At 37.0% G+C, this 24,914-nt stretch carries 21 protein-coding genes; 7 read left to right on the forward strand and 14 right to left on the reverse strand.

Going from position 1 to position 24,914, the window contains the following annotated elements; genetic code table 11:
* Window positions 1–29: 29 nt before the first annotated feature.
* Window positions 30–1,490 carry a membrane-bound lytic murein transglycosylase MltF gene (mltF, locus tag RHO12_05865; protein WVD67302.1) on the forward strand — a complete coding sequence of 487 codons (1,461 nt, stop codon included), beginning with the start codon at window positions 30–32 and terminating at the stop codon, window positions 1,488–1,490.
* 2 nt (window positions 1,491–1,492) lie between these two features.
* On the opposite strand, the gene tadA is transcribed toward mltF, so the two are convergent.
* The 11 genes from tadA to RHO12_05920 form a co-directional block, all read right to left on the reverse strand.
* Entirely contained in the window at window positions 1,493–1,990 is a 498-nt protein-coding gene (gene tadA / locus RHO12_05870; protein ID WVD67303.1) for a tRNA adenosine(34) deaminase TadA, read from the reverse strand.
* A gap of 9 nt (window positions 1,991–1,999) precedes the next feature.
* The gene (dapB, locus tag RHO12_05875) at window positions 2,000–2,821 is read right to left on the reverse strand and encodes a 4-hydroxy-tetrahydrodipicolinate reductase (protein WVD67304.1); all 822 of its coding nucleotides are present in this window, start codon (window positions 2,819–2,821) and stop codon (window positions 2,000–2,002) included.
* 219 nt (window positions 2,822–3,040) lie between these two features.
* A complete protein-coding gene (locus RHO12_05880) occupies window positions 3,041–4,489 on the reverse strand; it encodes a hypothetical protein (GenBank protein ID WVD67305.1) in 1,449 nt (482 codons plus the stop codon).
* Window positions 4,490–4,781: 292 nt separating this feature from the next.
* Window positions 4,782–5,393 (reverse strand): FKBP-type peptidyl-prolyl cis-trans isomerase, encoded by a 612-nt coding sequence (locus RHO12_05885; GenBank protein ID WVD67306.1) that lies wholly within the window; start codon window positions 5,391–5,393, stop codon window positions 4,782–4,784.
* A gap of 221 nt (window positions 5,394–5,614) precedes the next feature.
* Window positions 5,615–6,067 carry a 50S ribosomal protein L9 gene (gene rplI, locus RHO12_05890; GenBank protein WVD67307.1) on the reverse strand — a complete coding sequence of 151 codons (453 nt, stop codon included), beginning with the start codon at window positions 6,065–6,067 and terminating at the stop codon, window positions 5,615–5,617.
* 21 nt (window positions 6,068–6,088) lie between these two features.
* Window positions 6,089–6,316: a 30S ribosomal protein S18 gene (gene rpsR / locus RHO12_05895; GenBank protein ID WVD67308.1), complete on the reverse strand. Its 228-nt coding sequence runs from the start codon at window positions 6,314–6,316 to the stop codon at window positions 6,089–6,091.
* A gap of 16 nt (window positions 6,317–6,332) precedes the next feature.
* The gene (gene priB / locus RHO12_05900) at window positions 6,333–6,632 is read right to left on the reverse strand and encodes a primosomal replication protein N (protein ID WVD67309.1); all 300 of its coding nucleotides are present in this window, start codon (window positions 6,630–6,632) and stop codon (window positions 6,333–6,335) included.
* 3 nt (window positions 6,633–6,635) lie between these two features.
* On the reverse strand, window positions 6,636–7,037 hold the full coding sequence (gene rpsF / locus RHO12_05905; GenBank protein ID WVD67310.1) for a 30S ribosomal protein S6: 402 nt from the start codon (window positions 7,035–7,037) through the stop codon (window positions 6,636–6,638).
* A gap of 191 nt (window positions 7,038–7,228) precedes the next feature.
* Entirely contained in the window at window positions 7,229–7,852 is a 624-nt protein-coding gene (locus RHO12_05910) for a TfoX/Sxy family protein (protein ID WVD67311.1), read from the reverse strand.
* A 307-nt stretch (window positions 7,853–8,159) separates the two neighbouring features.
* Entirely contained in the window at window positions 8,160–8,498 is a 339-nt protein-coding gene (gene glnB, locus RHO12_05915; protein ID WVD67312.1) for a nitrogen regulatory protein P-II, read from the reverse strand.
* A gap of 29 nt (window positions 8,499–8,527) precedes the next feature.
* The gene (locus RHO12_05920) at window positions 8,528–10,132 is read right to left on the reverse strand and encodes an NAD+ synthase (protein WVD67313.1); all 1,605 of its coding nucleotides are present in this window, start codon (window positions 10,130–10,132) and stop codon (window positions 8,528–8,530) included.
* Between the two features lie 131 nt (window positions 10,133–10,263).
* Between RHO12_05920 and aroB the strand changes: the two genes are divergently transcribed.
* Entirely contained in the window at window positions 10,264–11,343 is a 1,080-nt protein-coding gene (gene aroB, locus RHO12_05925; GenBank protein WVD67314.1) for a 3-dehydroquinate synthase, read from the forward strand.
* A 140-nt stretch (window positions 11,344–11,483) separates the two neighbouring features.
* Here aroB and apbC read toward each other — a convergent pair whose 3' ends face one another.
* On the reverse strand, window positions 11,484–12,569 hold the full coding sequence (gene apbC / locus RHO12_05930; protein WVD67315.1) for an iron-sulfur cluster carrier protein ApbC: 1,086 nt from the start codon (window positions 12,567–12,569) through the stop codon (window positions 11,484–11,486).
* Between the two features lie 181 nt (window positions 12,570–12,750).
* Between apbC and metG the strand changes: the two genes are divergently transcribed.
* From metG to RHO12_05945, 3 genes are all read left to right on the forward strand, one after another.
* Complete coding sequence (metG, locus tag RHO12_05935; GenBank protein WVD67316.1) at window positions 12,751–14,778, forward strand: methionine--tRNA ligase; 2,028 nt, start codon at window positions 12,751–12,753, stop codon at window positions 14,776–14,778.
* A gap of 182 nt (window positions 14,779–14,960) precedes the next feature.
* On the forward strand, window positions 14,961–17,714 hold the full coding sequence (locus tag RHO12_05940; protein WVD67317.1) for a DUF2339 domain-containing protein: 2,754 nt from the start codon (window positions 14,961–14,963) through the stop codon (window positions 17,712–17,714).
* 72 nt (window positions 17,715–17,786) lie between these two features.
* Entirely contained in the window at window positions 17,787–19,160 is a 1,374-nt protein-coding gene (locus RHO12_05945; protein ID WVD67318.1) for a DUF3999 family protein, read from the forward strand.
* Window positions 19,161–19,237: 77 nt separating this feature from the next.
* Here RHO12_05945 and RHO12_05950 read toward each other — a convergent pair whose 3' ends face one another.
* Window positions 19,238–20,962 carry a thiamine pyrophosphate-binding protein gene (locus tag RHO12_05950; protein ID WVD67319.1) on the reverse strand — a complete coding sequence of 575 codons (1,725 nt, stop codon included), beginning with the start codon at window positions 20,960–20,962 and terminating at the stop codon, window positions 19,238–19,240.
* 126 nt (window positions 20,963–21,088) lie between these two features.
* A complete protein-coding gene (gene mltA, locus RHO12_05955; GenBank protein ID WVD67320.1) occupies window positions 21,089–22,210 on the reverse strand; it encodes a murein transglycosylase A in 1,122 nt (373 codons plus the stop codon).
* 183 nt (window positions 22,211–22,393) lie between these two features.
* On the opposite strand from mltA, the gene cycA reads away from it, so the two are divergent.
* Both cycA and serB read left to right on the forward strand, forming a co-directional pair.
* On the forward strand, window positions 22,394–23,788 hold the full coding sequence (gene cycA, locus RHO12_05960) for a D-serine/D-alanine/glycine transporter (GenBank protein WVD67321.1): 1,395 nt from the start codon (window positions 22,394–22,396) through the stop codon (window positions 23,786–23,788).
* 121 nt (window positions 23,789–23,909) lie between these two features.
* A complete protein-coding gene (gene serB / locus RHO12_05965; protein ID WVD67322.1) occupies window positions 23,910–24,887 on the forward strand; it encodes a phosphoserine phosphatase in 978 nt (325 codons plus the stop codon).
* The last annotated feature ends 27 nt before the right edge of the window (window positions 24,888–24,914 follow it).

The raw sequence follows: 24,914 nt of genomic DNA on the forward strand, positions 1-24,914 counted from the left end.
CGTACTTTTCATTCTCAGGTAACATCGATTTGCTAAAAAAAATCGCTTTAAAGCGGGGTAGCTTAGCTATCATAATCTTTATCATTCTAGCTATTACGAGTGCGCTTTGCTATAAAGAAAGTATCGGTGCAAGCTTCAATAAAGACTATAACACAACATTAAATCAAATTATTGAACGTAAGGAATTACGTGTTGGTATGCTACGCTCGCTCACCACTCTTTATATCGATTATCGCAATCCAAATCAAGCGGGCGGGTTTGAGTATGAATTATTAAAAAGATTTGCCGATTCACTTGAGCTAAAGTTAAAAATAACCTTCGCGAGTAATTTGACCGAGTTAATTGAAAAAAGTAAGCAAGGTAAAATTGATTTAATCGCTGCTGAATTAAAAGGTTATGCCCTTGATGTTGATAACTTTAATACAAGCGCTCCTTTCCATCAAACGACATTACAGCTAGTTTATCGAAAAGGCTCGATAAAACCTTACTCATTTGATGATATTAAAGGTAATTTGACTATCGCGAAAAACTCACTACAAAGTTATGTTTTAGCAAATATTCAACCTGATTTTCCACAATTGAGTTGGAATGAATCTGAAGTGCTTAATCAAGAAGAGTTATTAAAATTAGTCGAAGATCAAGATATTGATTATACGATTGCTAGCAACCGAACTACCGCGATTATGCAAAGAATTTATCCGGCACTAACTGTCGCTTTTGATGTTGTGAATAACCAGCCCAAGACATGGTATCTGCCAAAGTCGCAAGATAATTCATTGTTAAATCAAGTTAATCAGTTTATCAATAAATCACTCAGTGATGGTACGATTAAAAAATTGGAATACCATTATTTTAACTACATGAATAAGTTCGATTTTGTTGATACAAGAGCTTTTCTTCGTGCAATTGAGAAGTCACTGCCTAAGTACCAAGCGTTTTTTGAACAATATGCTCAAGTTAATGATCTTGATTGGAAATTACTGGCATCAATGGCTTACCAAGAGTCACATTGGAATCCAAAAGCAATCTCGTCAACGGGCGTACGAGGTATTATGATGCTAACTAAATCAACGGCTGAATCACTTGGTGTGACTAACCGTTTAGATGCTCAACAAAGTATTAATGGTGGTAGCACTTATTTAAAAAGTATAATCAATCGAATGCCTAAAAGTATTCCTAAGGAAGAACGTGTATGGTTTGCCTTAGCGGCTTATAATATGGGGATGGGTCATTTATGGGATGCAAGAACACTTGCAAGCCAGTTAAATAAAAACCCAGAGAGTTGGCAAGATGTACGGCAAATATTACCGCTTTTAAGCGAAGAGGAATACTATTCAGATCTTAGATACGGCTTTGCTAGAGGTTATCAAGCAGTGCACTTTGTCGATAGTATCCAGAAATATTATATGAGCTTAGTCGGTTATCTGATTGAAAAAGAGTACCGACAAAAGTATATCAATGAAAAAGCCAATCAAGTTACGTCACAATAACGCTATTTAATAGTGTTCAATTTTTTATTTAACTTTATTTCAGCCCTTCGGTGTTTAAAAAACTCACTTAATAACTGCGCGGCATCATCCGCGCAAATTCCAGACTCAACGACTGATAAGTGATTGATACCAGGACAAGACAATACGTTAATAAAAGAGCCTGCCGCCCCTGTTTTCCGATCAAAAGCACCAAAAACAACACGCTTAATACGGCTATGGATAATGGCTCCAGCGCACATAATACAGGGTTCTAAAGTGACATAAAGCGTCGTATCGACTAATCGATAATTATTCAATTTTTTAGCGGCTTGCCGAATTGCCACAATTTCAGCGTGGGCAGTAGGATCTTGACTATGAATAGATTGATTCCAACCTTCACCAATAACCTTGTTATTCTCGACGATCACAGCGCCAACTGGTATTTCACCCTGTTGCTGTGCAGTGTGTGCTAGATTTAATGCATGCCGCATCCAATATTCATCAGAAAAAGGGGTGATCATAATAAATTATTATAAAGAGTTTAGTCCTAGCACATCGCGCATATCGTATAAACCAGTCGGCTGGTTAGCAAGCCATATGGCGGCACGAACCGCACCATTGGCAAATGTCATACGGCTTGATGCTTTGTGGGTAATTTCGATTCGTTCACCAATGTCAGCAAAAATAGCGGTGTGTTCGCCAATAATATCGCCAGCGCGAATAGTTGCAAAACCGATTGATCCTTTGGGCCTTTCACCAGTATGGCCTTCCCGGCAATATATAGCATGCTTAGCTAAATCAATATCAAGCGCCTCAGCAATCGCCTCTCCCATTGCTAAAGCAGTTCCCGATGGAGCATCAATTTTATGACGATGGTGAGCTTCAACAATTTCGATATCGGTATAATCACCCATGACTTTAGCTGCTTTTTCAAGTAATTTAAGTAGAAGATTAACACCAACACTAAAATTAGCGGCAAAGACAATACCAATCTGTTGCGCGGCATCATAAATAGCTTGCTTACCTTGTTCATTAAAACCTGTGGTGCCAATAATCATCATTTTTTTATTGGCAGTACAAAATGCTAAATGGTTTAATGTTCCTTCTGGACGAGTAAAATCAATCAAAACATCAAATTGATCTTTTGCAGGTAAGAGATTATCTGAAGTATAAATGCCTAGTTTACCAATACCCGCTAGCTCACCTACATCAACACCTAATAATGAAGAGCCTTCATGTTCAAAAGCGGCGGTTAATGTAGCATACGGAGATTTAGTTATCGCTTCAATTAACTGGCGGCCCATTCTTCCGCCTGAACCAGCTATCGCGATGCGAATTTGTTTCTTTTGCATATGATGTTCTCTATTTAGTTAATTATTTGCAACATATTGCACCTATTATAGCGGAAATTAGCTAAAAGAAGAAAAACTGATTTTAATTGATTCATTGTTAATAATTATGAATAAAATAGCATCATAACAAAAAAACAGACAAGCCCAATTTAATATTAATGCTTGTCTGTTTTTTGATTATTATTTTCAGCACCTAAACAGTACTGTTGATATCATTTCTTATTCGACACAAAGAATACGTCCATCGCCATTTGAGGTAGCGTAATTAACAACATTACCTTCAACATCGCCGACTAAAAAGTTTTGTGTCGCGGAATAAGCATCTTTAGTCCAATAGTACCAATAAGAAAAATGTTGTTTCAAATTTTCATTAACAGTCTTCATCATATCGCGTTTATCATTAAAGGTTTTCGGCGCATAATAATAAATAGCACCCCATTCACTCGTTAATGGCCCAATACCTCGTATAAAACCATTATTTTTAGCGTATGCACCTGTAGGAGCCAATGTGCCGGTTGAATAGATGGAGTCAGTCAATTCAGCTCGAGTGGGAAGATTATTCACGCCGCATTTTTCAACTGCTTGTATATAGCTTTTACGTGCTGTTGCTGTTGCACTCGTTCCATTGCCTGTAACTTGACCAACAGTAAACCAGCTCCTAGATGGTTTTAAAGCAAAACTATAATAATATGAAATATTCGATATGTTGTTTTTTACTTCAATCGTATATAGCTCACCTTGAGCCGGTTTAATATTACCAAATTTAAACTGACCTTTTGCATAAGTTTGCTGATCAATTAAAGCATTATTAGGGTTGTCTTTCACACTAATTGTATAATTATTAATATTTTGGTGAGGAACAATTTTAAATCTAGCTTCAGGGAAGGCTGTCGTCGGGAATTTTTGTTCCACCCAAGCTTTAAATCCTTTTCTCAATACAAACACATCAGGATCATATGATGGCTGTCGAGCTACTGATTCTCTTCCTGCTGGCCAAGCATTGTCACCATCAGGCCAACCATTTCGAGTATTAACAACTAAAGTGCCTGGTTGCATATAGCAGATACCATCATCGGCATTAATTATAAAATCTTTTTGAACGGTCATCGTTGATGCATTCGGTACACCATACTCAGTATTTACGGCAACATCAAATAGAAGTGAAAATGTATATGGCCCTTGGTAGCTCGTACTACTAACGCAAATATCACTGCCTAAATTTTTAGTTGAATTATTGCTAATGACATTGTCGTTTTTATCTTTCCAAGTATAGCTTAAAGAAGATATGGTATAAGGAATGGAAGTTGAAATTTTATCGCCATTGATATCCGATATATCGCTATCAGTTAGAATAACATCTTTGATAACAGGGCTAATATCAATAAATCGTTCATCTAAAGAGAGATAAACTTGACCTTCGCTGTTAGGTTGATAATCATGAGTAAAACCTAATGAGTTAGTCACTCTAAAATTGATACTATTTTCAAATTTCATTACGGCAGTATTACCTATTTCTGGAGGATGTCCTAAGATATAGTTAATTGTTGTCGCCGATAAAGCACAGAATACATTAGTCGTAAAAACGAGATAAGCTATAAAAAAATAGCGTAATTTTTTTATGAATTTGAATTCATTTATTATGTATAACGTTATTATATTTTTCATCATTAATATGTTCTTCTTTATTATGTTATGGTATTAATCTACGCTTAGAGTATTACATTAAGAATCAGCGAATAAAGTCTATATCAATTTAAAAATAGTCTCAACGAATTTATGCTATACCGATAACTTAATTCAGTAATTTAATAATGTGGTTTGCTTAATTTTATAGCTAAACTATAGCTTTTTAGAGCTGTTCATATCGGTTGCTACTTCATTTTATTGTTATTGTTGCTTGGTATCAGTATCATGAAAAATCGAGGTGGTATTAAAAGGGCACATTATGGCCCTTTGCTTATTATACTATTGCTAATAACTCAACATCGAAAATAAGGGTGCTATACGGTGCAATTGCTGCGCCTGCCCCCTGAGAACCATAAGCAAGCTCCTGCGGGATATAAAGTTGCCATTTTGAACCAACTGGCATTAGCTGTAACGCCTCAACCCAACCTTTAATTACACCATTCACAGGAAACTCTGCTGGCTGGCCTCTCTCTTCTGAGCTATCAAAAACAGTACCGTCAATTAAGCGTCCGGTATAGTGAACTCTAACGCGGTCGGTTTCAGTTGGAATAGCACCTTCGCCTTGCTTTAATACTGAATATTGCAAACCTGACTCAGTCGATTTTATGCCATCTTTATGCAAGTTTTGTTTTAAAAAATCAATGCCAACCTGTGCGACTTTAAGTGCTTCTTGCTCTTTTTCTTGCTGCGCTCTTTCATGAATCTGCCGCAGCGAATCATGTAATACATCTAAAGAAATAGCGGGAGCCTTGTCAGAAATAACATCTTCTAATCCTTGCTTAAGCGCATTAAGATCTAAGTCTTTTAGACCTGATTCTCTTAATTGTTGGCCAATTTGTAACCCTATACCATAACTGGCTTTTTTTTCAACTGTATCAAATATCATGATTTTTCCTTATGTAATTAGATCTCTCACGCTTTCGTTATGTAATGTAATGTAACGTAACTTGTCTTGCAATATTGGTAGCCCTTACATTAACTCTTTTTTTTCAATAAAAATATAGCACAACAAATTTTAAAAAGCGGTCAATAATAGACAACAAAATTAAGGCCACCTAAAAAAAAACCCACTACAACAGAGTGGGTTTTATACAGAACAATTATCAATTATGCTTCTGGCACAATATCAAGAATAATTCTGGCAAAAACTTCACCGTGCACTTGGAATGAAACTTCATGCTCACCAGTGGTGCGAAGAACACCATTAGGTAAACGAACTTCACTCTTAGACACATTAACGCCACGTGCTTTAACCGCATCCGCGATATCGCGGGTACCAATTGAACCAAATAAACGACCTTCCTCGCCCGCTTTTGATGCAATAGTTACTTTTACTAACGCATTAATGTCAGCAGCTCTTTGTTCTGCGGCTTTTAATACATCAGCAAGTTTCGCTTCAAACTCAGCACGTTGAGCTTCAAAAAACTCAATATTTTTCTTGGTAGCTGGAACTGCTTTACCCTGTGGAACCAAGAAGTTACGAGCATATCCTGCTTTAACATTAACTTGATCACCTAAGCTGCCTAAATTAGCAACTTTGTCGAGTAGAATAATTTGCATTATGTTTTCCTCTATTGCTAATTACTGATGATTATCAGTGTAAGGTAATAAAGCCAAATAACGAGCACGTTTAATTGCACGAGCTAATTGACGTTGATATTTTGCACATGTACCTGTAATACGACTTGGTACAATCTTACCACTTTCAGTGATATAACTTTTCAGTAAAGAGACATCTTTATAATCAATCTCTTTAACGCCTTCTGCAGTAAAACGGCAGAATTTGCGACGACGGAAATAACGAGCCATTTGGCAGTTCTCCTATTTAATCTATTAATTTAATTTCGCTAGCATGTAAAACTATTTGCTGGATCTTATTAACCTTTGTGTGTGTACTAATAAAACCAGCGACTAAAATTTTACTGCCCTTTTTAATACTGTGAATCAAGTCGTTTGTCCCACTCATAATAACAGGAATCACACACCACGATTGCCTTTTTAACCCTGCTTCAATTTGTTCTGAAGCATGTTGCAAAAAAAACTGGCAATGCGCTATCCCATTGGGACTTACTTTTCGTATGGGCGCCTTTAAAACGCAACCAGACAGCTCCAAACGATTTTGCATTGATTAATCTTCTGATTCCTCAGAATCTGAATCAGCATCTTCAATATCAACATCGCTAAAGTCATCTCTTTGACTTTTACGATCATCTTTTGCTTTAAGCATTGGAGATACTTCTGTCACAGCGTGTTTAGTACGCATAATTAAACTACGAATTACTGCATCGTTGAAACGGAAGTTATCTTCTAGCTCATCTACAGCTTCTTGATTAGCTTCTACGTTCATAAGTACATAGTGTGCTTTATGCAGTTTTTCAATAGGATAAGCCAATTGACGGCGGCCCCAATCTTCTAAACGATGGATAGTTCCACCAGAGGTAGTTAAAGTACCAGTATAACGTTCAATCATACCAGGAACTTGTTCGCTTTGGTCTGGATGAACCATAAAAACAATTTCGTAATGACGCATTATCGCTCCCTACGGATTAATCAGCTTTCTGTCTGGGTCAACCGTAACCCTATGAAAGCAAGGAACATGAATATGAAGCGGTTGAAATCGACGCGCCATTGTATAGCACTCTATATCAAATATCTAGTGAAATGTATAAAAAGGCTCATTTATTGGTTAAATACAGCCAAAAATATTGCCAATCTATAGCGTTATTTCTGTGAAAGAGTAAACTCATGGTACTCTTTCCTAAGTGTTCTTCTCTGCTCGGGAGTTAACGTCGCAACATGCGAACCGATTAAAGCTGAATGAAGCGTATACAGTACATTTTTTGATAAAAGCTTATTATGCTGCGCAAGCTTAAAGTAGCTTTTGAACGATCCCTGTTTACGAAATGAATCTAAATTAACAATTCCAACTCGAAATAAGGATCGCTCTAATGATAAAGTCATATTAGGTAAATCTTTAATTCTTGACTCTCTCATTTGACGTAAAGAAGCTTTATCTAAAGATGCAGACTTAACAACCATTTGGATAATTTGCTTAAATTGATCTTCGTCTGCCCATAAACTATTGTCTACTTTATAATATTGCAATAATCTTGGAATGGCACCAGTATTAAAAACTAAAGGTTTCATTTTTAACTTAATAAATATAGCTAAATAATCTATATGCCCGCGCAAATACAAATTGTTATCATATATCCATGCAAACATGGCATCATTAATGCAAATTCCTGAGCCCCCAAATAATGACTTAATTGTTATTTGCTTCATTTCGTTATCAGCAAAACATAATGATAACTTGTCGAGAATACTCTTCTTATACTCTTCCATTATGCTTATTTTATCCCCAAATTAGTGAATTAAGTTAGTTAGATAGATAAGGTCACCAATTTAGCCTATTTTTTTTATAAGAAAAACTTTTTATTAGAAATGAAATAGCCTTTTGCGATCTATATTCCAATATTAAACAATGAATTAAATATTTTTTATCCTATTCAATAATGATAAAAAATAAATGTTGGCATACTACAAATTATTATATTAAATAGGGTAATAAAGGAGGGAATAACGCACTATTGGCAAAAAGCCTTGAAGAATCAAGGCTTAGAACGAGGATTAACTAAGTAAATTGAGAAGACTATATTGCCATTTCATCGGTTTCACCGGTACGAATACGAATAACTTGCTCAACATCATAAACAAAAATTTTCCCATCGCCAATTTTGCCGGTTTGAGCCGTTTTTATAATAGTATCGAGGCACATTTCAACAATATCATCTGCAACAATGATTTCAATTTTCACTTTAGGTAAAAAATCGACCATATACTCGGCACCGCGATAGAGTTCGGTATGGCCCTTTTGCCGACCAAATCCTTTTACTTCCGTTACGGTCATACCGCTAATACCCTGTTCGGCTAATGCTTCACGGATATCATCCAATTTGAATGGTTTTACAATTGCTTCAATTTTTTTCATAATTTATTCCTTTTACTTCAGACTTTTCATTACCAGTTTTTATAACCAAATGATGAGGTGATCGGATAACGACGTCCTTTACCAAAATTACGCGACGTTATTTTTGGACCAACTGCTGATTGGCGGCGTTTATATTCATTAGTATCAACCAATTTTATGACTCGACGAATTGTCGCTTCGTCATAACCTAATTTAATTAAGTCATTTACCGATAAATCTTGTTCAATATAGCCTTTTAAAATTTCATCCAAAATATTATAAGGAGGCAGGCTATCCTCATCTTTTTGGTCTGGTGCAAGCTCCGCTGATGGTGGCCTAGTTATTACTCTTTCTGGAATAACATAAGAGAGTGTGTTGCGATACTTTGCTAGTTCAAATACTAATGTTTTAGGCACATCTTTTAATACATCAAACCCACCCGCCATATCACCATATAATGTTGCATAGCCAACCGACATTTCGCTTTTATTGCCAGTGGTTAATACTAACTGCCGGCGTTTATTTGATAACGCCATTAACATAACGCCTCGGCAACGAGCTTGTAAATTTTCTTCTGTGGTATCACGACGAGTATGACTAAACATTGGCGTCAATTGAGCCATAAAAGCATCAAACATCGGTTCGATTGACGTAATATTAAATTCAACCCCTAAAATCTCAGCCTCTTCCTTCGCATCGGCAATACTAATATCAGCCGTATAGCGAAACGGCATCATCACCGCCTGCACTTTATCTTTACCTAATGCATCAACCGCAATAGCAAGAGTCAAAGCGGAATCAATACCGCCAGATAAACCTAAAATAACGCCATTGAAACCATTTTTAGTAACATAATCGTGAGTCGCTAATACTAATGCTTGGTAGATACTTGCTAAATGGCTCTCTTGTGCTTTATTCGAATACTCCGCACCATGGCGATAATCCTTGACGACTAACGTTTGCGCGATAAAAGCACCTAATTGGCATGTAAGCTGACCGTGTTCATTAAAGATAAATGAGCTTCCATCAAACACTAACTCGTCTTGCCCCCCTACTTGATTAACATAGACAATCGGTAATTGATGACGTTTAGCCTGGCTTTGTACTAATTCCTGTCTACGCTGCTGCTTTGCATAATCATATGGAGAAGCATTGAGGGTAATAACTAAATCTGCTTGCTGCTTTTTCAAGCTATCTATCGGCTGGTTTTGCCATAAATCCTCACAAATTAATAACCCCAATTTTTTCCCTTTAAAGTCAACAATACAATCTTGTGTACCGGCAGTAAAATAACGTTGTTCATCGAATACATCATGATTTGGTAAAGATTGTTTATGATAAAGTGCCAACTGTTTACCTTGGTAAAACAGCGAGGCTGAATTATAAATTTTATCGGCAAGCCATGTGGGATGCCCCACAATTACACCACAATTTTGGCTAGCTTGCTTTATTTGCATTAATGCCTGCTCAATACGAATTTTAAAATCTTGCCGATAAATAAGATCTTCAGGAGGATAGCCACATACCGCTAACTCAGAAAAAATAATTAAATCTTCGCTCAAATGTTGATTGATTAATTCAATAATACGAATCGTATTTCCTTCAATATCACCGACTCGAAAATTTTGCTGGGCCAAAACAAGAGACAAACACATATAAAACTCATTATGCTGATAAAAAATAAGCCTTAAGTTTAAATGATTCTAAGTTGCGCTGCTAGTTTTTTATGTTTAACATATCATCAGGCACAATAGTCAGATATATTAAAAATAACGGCGGAAAAATCATGTTAAAAACACTAACCGTTTCACTTAATGAACGTAGTTATCCCATCACTATTGGTGAACGCACACTAACCAATTTTAATCTATTTAACTTACAATCAGAGCAACGTGTATTAATTGCCACAAATGAAACCGTTGCACCGCTTTACTTGTCGTCTCTTATCGGCATGTTAGAAAAAAACGGAGTAAAAACAGATCGCGTTATCGTGCCTGATGGTGAGCAATATAAAACGATGGAAACATGGAATACTCTTTTATCGGCTTTGTTACAAAATAATCATACTCGTAATTCAATCTTAATTGCTTTAGGTGGTGGTGTTATTGGTGACGTTGCTGGATTTGCTGCCGCCTGTTATCAACGCGGAATTAAATTTATTCAAGTTCCAACAACGTTACTTTCCCAAGTAGACTCTTCGGTGGGAGGTAAAACCGCAATTAATCATCCTCTCGGCAAAAATATGATTGGCGCGTTTTATCAACCTCAAGCCGTTGTGATTGATCTTAACTGCCTAAAAACACTCCCTCAGCGCGAGTTATCAGCTGGCCTTGCCGAGGTAATTAAGTATGGGATTATTCTTGATTGTGAGTTTTTTGACTGGCTAGAAAATAATATAGAAGCACTATTAGCACTTGAGCCTAATGCAATGAGTTATTGTATTTATCGCTGCTGTGAGCTTAAAGCTCAAGTTGTCGCTGCAGATGAGACAGAGCAAGATATGCGAGCGATTCTAAATTTAGGTCACACTTACGGTCATGCCATTGAAGCTGAACTCGGCTATGGTAATTGGCTACATGGTGAAGCGGTTAGCGTGGGGATGTTAATGGCGGCGCAGGCGGCTAAATTATTAGGTCATTTTACCGATAGCGATATCGAACGTATCAAAAGGCTATTAATAAAAGCTAAGCTACCCGTTAGTAAGCCACCACAAATGACAGCTGAATCCTATATTCCGCACATGTTACGCGATAAAAAGGTCTTATCCGGCAAATTACGTTTGGTATTGCCCACCAAAATAGGCCATGTAGAAGTCGTCGACGATGTGAGCCAAGATATTGTCTTAAAATCAATTGAGTTGTGCTGAAAAATTTAATGCAGCAATTCAAATTGAATTGGTCGTCGTGCTATAGATTTTAGTGATGGCGACCAATAATTCATACACAAATTAAGTCCAATCCTCGACCTCACAGGTAAATTTTGTTACACAATATAAGCATAACAAAACTATAATGCCTTAAATGAAATATCGGGTAAGATAACTTGCCCTTGGAAGTATAACTCAGCAGCAACGCGATCGGCTAATTTACAATACATCGCGCTAAATTGACTAGCTACTTGGCTAACCACCGTTGGCTTACCGCTATCAAGATCCTGCCTTAGTGATTTATGTAGAGGGATTTGACCTAATAATTTTGTCTGATATTGGTCTGCTAATTGCTGCGCCCCACCTTCACCAAATATTGCCTCATGATGGCCACAGTTTTCACAAATGTGATAACTCATATTTTCAACAATCCCTATCGTTGGAATATTGACTTTGTTAAACATGACTATCCCTTTTTTGGCATCAATTAGGGCAATATCTTGAGGCGTGGTAACAATAATACTAGCCGTAACTGGAATACTTTGCGCCAGAGTTAATTGGATATCCCCCGTTCCTGGCGGCATATCGATCACCAAGTAGTCTAATGCTGGCCAAAGTGTATCTTGTAAAATCTGCAAGAGCGCTTTGCTTGCCATCGGCCCACGCCATACCATTGCATTATCTTGCTCGACTAAGTAACCGATTGAATTAGTTGCCAGGCCATAAGCCATGATCGGTGCCATATGCTGGTTATCTGGAGACATTGGGTGCTGGTTTTCAGTGCCGAGCATCGTTGGAATTGAAGGACCGTAAATATCCGCATCAAGCAAGCCTACTTTTGCGCCTTCTTGCTGTAGAGCAAGTGCCAGATTAACCGCGGTCGATGATTTGCCAACTCCGCCTTTTCCTGAACTTACTACAATAATATTTTTAATATTATTAACCGCGTGCTGTTCATTGGCCCGTTTTAACGTTGCAATATCATATTCGATTGACCAATCGATACTTTTTGCCTTCGTTAAGATAAGTAATTGATCACTTACGGCTTGTTTTAATTCTTCATAAGCCGTTCGCCAAACAAAAGGCATGACCAATTTAATCGATAAAATATCCCCAATGACTTCACACTGTTTAACGGCATTGAGCTCAACTAAATTTTTATGCAACGTGACGTGAGTAAACCCAGCTAAAATGGTTTTAACCTGAGATAAATCGTTTACTGACATTATTTAACCTTTGTAACGAAATTATTTAGCATAAATTATGGCACAAATCTGGCGATAATCCTATGTTTGATGTAGTATTTACGGATCATTAAATAATAATGCCCTTGCATGAATATCTTGCAAGCAATAATCTCGACAGCTTTAATTAAGATCGACATCAAATATAATAAAAGGTAATAAAATGACTGACAAACGTAGAATTCTAGTAACGTGTGCCCTTCCTTACGCTAATGGTTCAATTCATTTAGGCCATATGCTTGAACATATTCAAGCTGACGTTTGGGTACGTTATCAGCGAATGCGTGGTCAAGAAATTTACTTTATTTGCGCGGATGATGCGCATGGTACACCAATCATGCTAAAAGCTCAGCAGCTTGGAATAACACCAGAGGAGTTAATTGCAGGTGTAAAAAAAGAGCATCAACAAGATTTTGCTGGCTTTAATATTAGCTTTGATAATTATCATTCGACTCATAGCAAAGAAAACCGCGAGTTGTCGGAACTTATCTATACGAGATTAAAAACAAATGGCTATATTAAGACGAAAGTAATTTCACAACTTTTTGATCCTGAAAAACAGATGTTTTTACCTGATCGCTTTGTAAAAGGTACCTGCCCTGTTTGTAAGGCATCCGATCAATATGGTGATAACTGTGAAGTGTGTAGTGCGACCTATAATCCAATTGATTTGATCAATCCTAAATCAGTTGTGTCAGGTGCAACACCCATTGTTAAAGAATCTGAGCATTATTTCTTTGACCTACCCGAGTTTAAAGCGATGCTACAAACATGGATTCGTTCGGGGACACTTCAAGAACAAGTCGCTAACAAAATGCAAGAATGGTTTGAGGCAGGTCTGCAACCGTGGGATATTAGCCGTGATGCGCCTTATTTTGGCTTTGAAATTCCCAATGCACCAGGTAAATATTTTTATGTTTGGCTTGATGCCCCAATTGGCTATATGGGCTCATTTAAAAATTACTGCGACAGAGTCGGAAACTTAAATTTTGATGATTTTTGGCATAAAGATTCAAAAACCGAACTCTATCACTTTATTGGTAAAGATATCGTCTACTTCCATAGCCTATTTTGGCCAGCAATGCTTGATGGTAGTGAGTATCGTAAACCAACAAATATTTTTGTTCATGGCTATGTTACTGTCGATGGTGCGAAAATGTCGAAATCTCGAGGGACATTTATTCAAGCGAGTACCTATTTAAAGCATGTTGAGCCAGATTGTTTACGTTACTATTATGCGGCAAAATCATCATCAACAATCGATGATATTGATTTAAATCTTGAAGATTTTGTGCAGCGTGTCAATAGTGATATTGTCAATAAAGTCGTCAATTTAGCATCGCGTTGTGCAGGTTTTATTACTAAACGCTTTGATGGCAAATTATCATGCCATGTCGCTAATCAGCCACTCTATGACCGGTTTATTCAAAAAGCAGATATTATTGGCAACTACTTTGAATCACGTGAGTTCAGCAAAGCCATTCGCGAAATTATGGCGCTAGCAGATGAGGCTAATCGTTATATCGATGAAACTGCACCTTGGGTCGTCGCTAAACAAGAAGGCCAAGATCAACATCTGCAGGATATCTGTTCTATGGGGATCAACTTATTTAGAGTGCTAATGACCTATTTAAAACCCGTTGTTCCAAACCTTGCTCAGCGTTGTGAAGCGTTCCTCGCCACTCAATTAGATTGGCAGAGCATGGCTACCCCTTTAACTAACCATACAGTGAATAAATTTAAAGCACTATTTACGCGGATTGAAATGACAAATATTGAAAAAGTAATTGAAGAGACTAAAACACTTTTAGCTCCGTCAAGTGAGGCGGCAAATCGAACAACTGAAGCTATTGGTGATACTATTAATTTTGATGATTTTGCTAAAGTAGATTTACGGGTGGCCCTGATTAAAGAAGCCAAACTGGTGGATGGATCAGATAAACTATTACAACTAACATTAGATTTAGGCAGTGAGATCCGTAATGTATTTTCGGGGATCCGTAGCGCTTACTCAGATCCAAGTATATTAGTTGGTAGGCTGACGGTGATGGTTGCCAACTTAGCACCTCGAAAAATGCGTTTTGGGATATCAGAAGGAATGGTGCTTTGCGCAAGTAGTCAAGAAGATAAAGAGGGATTGTACCTGCTTTCGCCTGATAGTGGGGCAAAACCTGGTATGAAAATTAGTTAATGATTATGATAGGGGAATCTCCTCTTCCCCTAGTTTTAACATAGCATTAATAGCCTGACTGTGCATAATAAAGAACAAGCCCTGCTCAAAACATGCTCTCGTACTTAGGCTATCCATCTATTCCAAAATGATTAATTTGCTGTCATACTGTCCAATTAAAAACCGATAACAAGAGTAAAGATATGGAATTAGTACTTATACTTATTATCGCTGTTATTTTTTTCGTCGTCATATTCGTCTTGTTGTCTAATTTACAAAATCGCATTACTATTCTGCAACTTCAAATTCAAGCATTAAAAAAGCGCCTTGATCAGCAGGAGCAATCACCATTAGTTGGTAGCACAAAGGCATTACCAAATAGAATGATGGAATACACCTCACCAATAATACAACAGCAACCAAATTCGCAAGGTTTAATTAACCAAAACGTAGCTCACATGAAGTCCGTTGTAAAAGTCGACGAGAATCACAATAAAACTAATTCAACTGTTCAGCCGCAATCAATAACAACTGAACAAACAGCGCAAAATCAACTTAAAAAAACGGTAACAGCCACGGATAAAGATAGCATTGGTTATCGTTTCATGAAGTGGCTAATAAAAGGCAACCCTGTTGCTAAAGTCGCGATGATTATTCTCTTCTTTGGTTTGTCTTATCTACTAAAATATAGTATTGACCATAGCCTATTATCGCCAGAGATCCGAATTCTTGGTTCATTAATCTTAGGTTTAGCATTATTGACTGTCGGTTGGAAGCTAAGGCTCAAAAAAGCGCTTTATGCCTTAATACTACAAGGCGGTGCAATTGGCGTCTTATATTTTACCTTATTTGCAGGGTTTAAACTCTATACGCTGGTGCCATTACCATTAACATTTGCCTTGTTAATAGTGGTGTGTGCGACGAGCATTATGTTCGCAATCCTTCAACGCGCAATTAGTTTAGCAATAATTGCCTGCATTGGTGGTTATTTAGCTCCGATTTTATTATCAACAGGTAGTGGTAATCATGTTGCATTATTTAGTTACTATTTACTGATCTCTATTGCTATATTGATTATCAGTTTTTGGCAATCATGGCGGATCCTTAATCTAGTCGGTTTTTTATTTACATTTGTCGTCGCTATACTCTGGGGGTATGGCAATTTTAAGCCAGAATTCTATATAGAATGTCAGCTTTTTATTTTAGCTAATTTATTAATTTATGGCATATTAACTGTATTACTCTCAGTGCGTAATGATAAAAAAGAACCTTATCAGAATCTATTTGATTTAATATTGCTGTTTTCTGTACCGCTTATTGCATTTAGTATGCAATATTTAATTGTAAAAAATTGGCAATATGCTCCCGGATTCTCGGCCTTAGCGTTTGGATTATTCTACTTAACAGGTTCATTTATTGCCTTGCGTATTTGGCACGTAAAAGCAAAACAATTAATATGGTATGGACTTGCTATTGGCCTTGCCTTTAGCACTTTAGCCGTGCCGCTTGCTTTGACCGCTAACTGGACAACCGTGGTTTGGTTGTTTGAGGGAACCGCAATAACTTGTGCTGCACTCAGTCAAAAACAATATCGCTTTAGCTGGGCAGGTGTCATTATCATTCTACTCAGTCTATTTAGCATTATGGTAGCGACAATTTGCAATCATATGGAAGATGCTGGATTTATTACCCTATATGCTACATTGAGCATAGTTATCTTATTTAATGCATGCTTGTGGCACCATTATCGAGTGGCATACTCATATGCTGAGCCCTTAAAGCGACTGTTTATTGGTATTGCGATAATTGCATGGTCAGTGTGGATTATAGGTAGCATTAATCGCCTATTCGAATCATCAGATGTTATTACGCCATCTATTATGCTTTGTTATGTTGTGGCAGTTTGGCTATGGTTTGTTATTGGTCGAAAAATTATTTGGCCGCGCCTTTGTTATGCCGTGATTGCTTTATGGCCAATATTACTCATTATATTGATTAATGATATCGTATTTGATAGCCATATTTACACTATTGGTTTATGGCAAATAAGCTGGCTTATCGCCTTCGCTAGTAGTTATACTTATCTTTATTTAGATAGAAAGAATCTAAGCGATAACAGTAATAAACAGTTGTCATTAATGTTACATATTAGCTTGTTATGGATAATTTTAACATGGTTATACTACCAGCTTAACTGGATACTCTCCTTTTTACCATGGGGCTTTGAGGTTATAAAATGGTCCGTACTCACCCTTATTGCTGGTTTTATTATTTTAGTATTCTTCCTGTTAGATAAATACAACCACTTCCCGATTCAACACTATCGAACGCAATATTGGAAAATTGGACTACTGCCACTCGGAGTATACTTATTCGTTCAACTCATAACGGGATTAGGTAGTAGTGGACAAATTATTTATTGGCCATACGTTCCATTGATCAATCCATTAGAAGAAGCGGCCGTATTTGCATTAATGATGCTATCACTTTGGTTCAACCTGTTCATTCAATCATTACAGGTATCAAAACAACACAATATAAGACAAATACAACCCTCGCTGCTAAGATTGTTATTAATAAGTGCATTGGTATTTTTATGGAGTAATAGTGTTATTTTACGATCACTAAGCGAGTGGCTAGATATTCCATGGTCATGGTATACATTATGGCATAATAATATTGTACAAGTCGTATTATCATTGATATGGACACTAATAGCCGTTATTTTAATCGCCATTGCGCATCGTTATTTACTGCGTAATGTTTGGTTGATCGGGGCAATATTACAAGCTATCGTTGTATTTAAGCTAGTATTGGTTGATAGCGTTGAACTCGCCGGTTTATTACGCGCATTTGTTTTTATCGGCGTAGCACTATTGATGTTAGTAATCGGTTATTTAGCTCCTCTCCCGCCTAAAATAATTTTAGCTGATCAAAAGGAGCTGAAAGATAAATGATAATAGTTAAATATAATAATATTAGCAGCATCATACAAGCATATAAGGCATAAAAATTATGGGGAGGATAATATGAAAATGATTCGTTGTGCAGTAGCATGTGTATCGCTAGTGTTAAGTTTAAACACATGGGCAAACCAAGAATCTACTGACAATTATGCTTTTGGTGCAGAATTAAGATTGAGTAATTTAGAAAGTATGTTCAGTCGTGTAGAACTCGATAAACAAGTTTATACCCAGACTACATCACCAATGTTGGACGATATTAGGGTCTTTAATCGTAATGGTCAAACGGTACCTTTTACCTTAATTAATGTTTATGATAAAGCAGAAAATAAACAGCAGTTTGATATGACCATTTACCCGATAAATAAGGATAATCTTATTGCGGAAACGAATGATAGTCATCATAACTATGCAATTTCGATTCATGGACAAGACATAAATGTTAATATTGATCAATTGCATAATTCAACGGATAAATATACGGCGACTTATCTACTGCAAGTTCCTACTAACAGTAAAATAAACCAATCCATTAGTAATTTTAATTTATCTTTTGTGCCACAAGCTGAAAATTGGCAAGCAACTGCCGACGTATTTTATAGTTCAGATTTTCGCAACTGGAATAACGTCGCGAGTAATGTACCAATAATGACACTAACAAATAATGAAAATCAAGTTTTGTCCTTAATCGATATTAGTTTTCGACCATACTCATCTTATAAAAATTGGCTAATCACATTATCTTCACAAAACCCGATACCAGCATTAGCCCACGTGACAGCATCATCAAATAGTGCGATAACCAATAATGCGCTTTATCCGATCGATGTTCCATTAGCGCAATTCGATAACCAAACTGCGATCTATACCTTACCTAACATTATGCCAATTAAAGAGTTCAGTATTGAATTATACCATGCAGGTAGCGTATTACCGGTCAGCATTTACTACAAAGCAAATCTAAATGATCAAGACTGGACTAAGTTAGAAGATCGTATTATTCGCAAAACGGACAACTACGAAGAGCCGGCACGAATTAAATTAAACGGTCGTTTAATCGCTGCGCTAAAATTTGTCGCGATCAATAGTGTCTTTGATGAGGCTCCCAAACTAATTGCTTATCGAAACAAAGTCGATTTAATATTTAATAGTGCCAATAATGCCCCTTTTATTCTAGCATGGGGAGCGGCACAGCCTAAAACTGCAGCATTACCAAGTTCAGCGCTATTATCAGCACGTGATTCCGAACAATCATTACCACTCGCATTTATTGGCAATCCTGTTAAGTTAGCAGGTAAAGATGTGCTAATAGTCGACAAGGAGACTAAATCATCAATTTTCGCCGATTGGATAATTTGGGTAGGCTTGATTGCTGGAGCGGGTATCTTGGTACTATTAGCTTTCAAACTATTTATTGAAGTTAAAAAACAAGATGAGTAAGTGGCAATAAGTTGAGTAAAATAAAATGGTAACAAATAACCACTACGGTCTATCAGTAGTGGTTATCTTTATATCAATTATTTTTTAATAAAATTATCTTTTATTAAATTAATAAAATCATTCCCTTTGCCCTCTAATGTTGCTTTGGCACTGTATAGCGCCATTCCTTTAACTTCGCTCATGGTCGTCACTGGTGGCATAATAAGTTCATTGGCGCTGGTGTGTACATCCAAAAGCGCAGGACCATCATGAGCCAATAATTGCTTAACAGCGTGTTCTAGCTCTTGAGCATTAGTCACTTGCTGCCCATAAAATCCTATACTTTCAGCTAATTTAGCTAAATTTGGGTTGTTAAGATCAGTATAGCGCTCAACTAAACCTTCTCCTTTTTGCTCTAATTCAACAAAATTAAGAGAGTGATTATTTAACACAACAACTTTAATTGGCAGCTTTTCCTGAATTGCCGTCAATAAATCGCCAAGTAACATTGCTAGTCCACCATCACCCGATATCGAAATAACTTGTTTTTGTGGATATGCCTTTTGTAATCCCAAGGCTTGAGGCATTGCATTTGCCATCGTACCGTGTTTTAAGCTAGTCATGGTTCTACGCTTGCCATTAACATGAATGTGTCTTGATAACCACACCATTGAAGAGCCCACATCAGCGGTAAAAATAGCATCATCACTCGCATAACGATCTAATAAATCGACTAAATATTGAGGATGAATCAGTCCCTCATTTGAGGCGACAATTTTTTTATCTAGCTTAGCAACCGCTTTTTGATACAGCGCTACATATTTATCTAAAAAAGTATGATCATGCCTTGACGTTAATAATGGCATTAATGCTTGCAATGTTGCTTTGACATCGGCAACCACGCCACAATCAACAGGATGGCGTAAACCAATACGGGTTGCATCATGATCAACTTGAATAATGGTTGCATTATCCGGATAAAATTGCGACCAAGCGAAGCCACATCCTAAAATGAGTAATGTATCGCATGACTTGATCATTTCAAAACCGCCTTTGGTACCAAACATGCCTGTCATGCCAACATTATACGGATTATCATGCTCAATAAAATCTTTCGCCCTCGAAGTGTGGGCAATCGGTGCATTGAGTAGTTCTGCAAGTTTAACGACTTCATCATGAGCGTATCGGCAGCCGATCCCTGCATAAATGCCGATATTTTTCCCCTTTTCTAGCAATTCCACCGCTTTTTTTAGTTCAGTAATATCAGGCGACAAATGTGGTCGCGATTGCTGAGGTAAATAACCAACAACATCCTCAACCTCGGTTTTACTGATATCAACAGGTAAAATAATTACCGCGACACCCCGCTGATTAATAGCAGCTTGTACTGCTGCGGTAAATATCCGCCGAGCGCTATGAGCGTTGACAACTTGCTGACAAAATACTGAACAGTTTTTATAGATATTTGTAAAATCAACTTCTTGAGGAAAATCAGAACCTAAAGTATCTGTAGGTAGCTGACTGGCGATGAGAATAACTGGAGCACCATTGCGCTGTGCTTCATAAATACCATTGATAAAATGTAGACTTCCCGGCCCGCAAGATCCCGCGCAAGCCGTTAATCGATCAGTGACAAACGCTTCAGCACCAGCAGCAAATGCGCCAACTTCTTCATGCCTTACGTGTACCCACTCAATGTTGCTATGATAAATCGCTTCTGTCACATGATTTAATGTGTCACCAACCACTCCATAACAGTGCTTAACTCCCGCTTCAGATAAGACGTCAATTAATATCTGAGCTACCTTTTTCTTTGTAGCCATATCTCTAACTCCTCATACCTTGTTTAGCATATCGATAACAATATTTAAACTCATTATATAAACTTAAGCAACTATAAATACTTAGTCAAATTTATTATTTTATACAAAAAGATTGATATTATTTAATTAGTTATATGGACTCGTTAAGTGGCTATTGGCAGGCGGTTTGACTAACCAAACTCGACCATAATGATTATAATAACCTGCTTGATGACCCGCTTGCTCGCCTATTCCTTGATAAATATCCAAATGTTGTCCTTTTATCGCTCCGCCAACATCTAATGCAACCATTAAGCGTAATTCTCGTTGCCCATTATATATTCCTTTATGGTTAAGTAATGGGACGTCGACCAACATCACCGAACCGGCTGGAATAATCGATTGGTCAGATGCGACAGAGGCTTTAGCAATTAGCGGGATTCCAGTTGAGCCAACAACAGAACCACGATCTTGAGGCTGAAAAAAAACAACCGATGCATTTTGTTTTAATAAATTAGCTACGGTTTGTTCATTTTGCTTATCAGCCCAAGCTTTAATCGCTTGTATAGACATTTTATCGCGCCCAATTTCGCCCTGCTCAACAAGCAACCTACCAATACTTTTATAAGGATGACCATTTTTGCCGCTATAACCAAAAAAAACGAGTGATTGGTTATTTTCAAAATCGATGTAACCGCTACCTTGAACTTCCATAATAAAGTTATCTATTAATGATTGTGTATAAGCAAGTTCTAGATTTCTCCCATCAAATACGCCACTATAAATTTCTTCTCTAGTCGGTAACGTTCCTTGCCAATTAAGGGGACTCGCATAGAGAGGGTAACGAAATCGTGCATCGGGTTTACGTCTCGCTTTAATCACTGGAGTATAATAACCAGTCAGATGAACATTGCCCATATCATCCTTACCTAAAAGTTGATAGCTGCTTAAACCAACTTGATTCAACTCATTAGTCGTAAAACCAGATTTTATCCACTGTTCGATCGCTTGATAAATCGCCTTATTTTTTTTATACAATGATGGCGAAGTTTGTTTAATAATACTAACTTGCTCCAAATAATCATCGACATTAACCGGTATACCAAGATGAGGCTGAGATAAATTAAAATTAGCAGGTAGCGGTCCATCTAAATATTGTTGTCCTTGCTCTATTGGATAATGGCTGCAACCACTCACCATTGTTACTATAGTTAAGATTAAAAAGCTAAAATAAGTTGAGGTGAATTTGGTAAGATATTTATTTGTCATTTTTCGATACTCATAAAATTGGTACAAAAAGTAGAAGAGCACTGATTATAAGGTCATTACTATAATGATTTTTACATCATAAAAAAATCTAATCATTATTCTACATAAAAATATTGATATCACTATATAGAGCAATTAATATCATTGAGCTATTAATAAAATTACTCAAGGAACAAAGATACCATGAATTCAGTTAATCATACTGGGTCTTCACAAGAAAATAAACTTAAACGTAATTTATCTAATCGACATATTCAACTCATTGCGATTAGTGGCGCGATTGGTACTGGATTATTCATGGGCTCGGGTAAAACAATTAGCCTAGCGGGCCCTTCAATTATTTTCGTTTATATGATTATTGGTTTTATTCTTTTCTTTGTGATGCGCGCGATGGGCGAAATTTTATTATCTAATCTTAGTTATAAATCATTCAGCGACTTTGCTGCCGATTTACTTGGTCCTTGGGCTGGTTTTTTTACGGGCTGGACGTATTGGTTTTGTTGGGTCATTACCGGTATTGCTGATGTGGTTGCCATTGCTGGCTATACTCAACATTGGTTCCCAACATTACAAGCGTGGATCCCGATGATTATTTGTATTTTAGCGTTATTATCGTTAAATTTATTAACAGTAAAGATGTTTGGTGAAACCGAATTTTGGTTTTCTATGATTAAAATTATTGCAATTTTGGCATTGATTATTATTGGTATTATTCTTATTGTGACTGCCTACCACTCCCAGCAGACCGACACCTCTTCGTCAATTAGTAATCTGTGGCAATATGGAGGAATGTTTCCTAAAGGCGTTATGGGTTTTTTTGCCGGCTTTCAAATTGCCATTTTTGCTTTTGTTGGTATCGAGCTCGTTGGGACTACCGCTGCAGAGACAAAAGATCCAACCAAGAATCTGCCAAGAGCCATTAACTCGGTTCCGCTGCGTATTATCTTTTTTTATGTATTTGCATTAATTATCATTATGAGCGTTACACCATGGATTTTCATCTCGCCAAATAAAAGTCCATTTGTGGAGCTATTTACCTTAATTGGTTTACCCGCTGCCGCCAGCTTGATTAATTTTGTCGTGTTAACATCCGCAGCATCTTCTGCTAATAGTGGAATTTACTCAACGAGTAGGATGTTATTTGGACTTGCCAAAAAACATGATGCACCACTGATGTTCGGTAGACTTTCCAGTAGATCGGTGCCAGCAAATGGTCTGATGTTCTCCTGCATCTGCTTGCTTGGTGGAGTTGTGCTAATTTATCTGGTTCCTGATGTTATAAAAGCATTTACTATTGTAACAACCATTTCAGCAATTTTATTTATGTTTATTTGGTCAATGATTTTACTTTCGTATATTGCCTATCGCAAAAAACGTCACCATTTACATCAGTATTCACTGTTTAAAATGCCTGGTGGTATTGCGATGAGTCTTGTCTGCCTAGCCTTTTTTATTTTTGTTATTGTATTGCTCACGCTAGAAACAGATACTCGGCAAGCACTAATCGCGACGCCTCTTTGGTTTATTATTCTGGCTGTTGGATATGCTGCACGCAAATGGCTAAGTAATTCCAATTAACACTTATAAAATTGAAATAGTTGAATTAAGCTATTTCAATTTTTTTCATGACGTCTATTTATTGCTTATGTTATGATAATTTCATCTCTATTAATAACCTAATCAATAACGAAAGCTAACTATGGGCAACACACTAATATTTAACGACCTCTCTGAAAATATCGACAGTTGGCAAGGACTCCCCCTTTCATTGAATGGCTGCGAAGTTGTGCCATTAGATTACAACGCAGGTAAAACTGGTTGGATTATTTATGGTAAAAAACTGAATAAAACATTACTGTCCAAGTTCCAAAATCGATTAGCAATTCCCATTGTTATTGTTTCCTCATGGAAAATAAAAACCTATCAAGTGATCCGAATTGCTGGCGTGATGCCCAAAAAAGTACAGCAAATAGCGGATGATTTAGGCATCGATGTTTCTATTATCGATAACCTTGCAACGCTAAAATCTGAAGGATTATTAGTGATGGATATGGACTCAACTGCCATTTCCATTGAATGTATTGATGAGATTGCTAAACTCCATGGTTCAGGAAAATTAGTCTCAAAAATTACAGAACAAGCTATGAAAGGTGAGATCGATTTTACAACTAGCCTTCGTAAACGCGTTGCTACACTGAAAAATGCTGATGTTTCAATACTTGAAACTATCAAAAACCAATTACCCCTTATGCCTGGTTTATCTTTCTTAATTAAAGAATTGCGCAAAAAAAATTGGAAAATAGCTATCGTTTCGGGCGGATTCACCTATTTTGCTAACCACATTAAGGATAAGTTTAAGCTAGATGCGGTTTATGCCAACGAGTTAGATATCAATCGCACAGGTAAGTTATCTGGCAGAATAAAAGGACAAATTGTCGACGCTAAATTTAAAGCTCGTACCCTACAAAATTTAGCGAATCAATTTAATATTCCCATAGAACAAACTGTTGCAATTGGCGATGGTGCGAATGATTTAATGATGATCCGTATTGCTGGACTAGGCGTTGCCTACCATGGTAAGCCGAAAGTGATACAAAAGGCAAAAATTAATATTAATCATGCTGATTTGACAGGACTTATCTGTATATTATCAGCAAGTTTAGATAGCGAAGGCTAGAGTCATAATTAAAAGTAACGGGAGATT

This window comes from Orbaceae bacterium lpD02 (assembly GCA_036251875.1).
Classification (GTDB): Bacteria; Pseudomonadota; Gammaproteobacteria; order Enterobacterales; family Orbaceae; genus Orbus; species Orbus sturtevantii.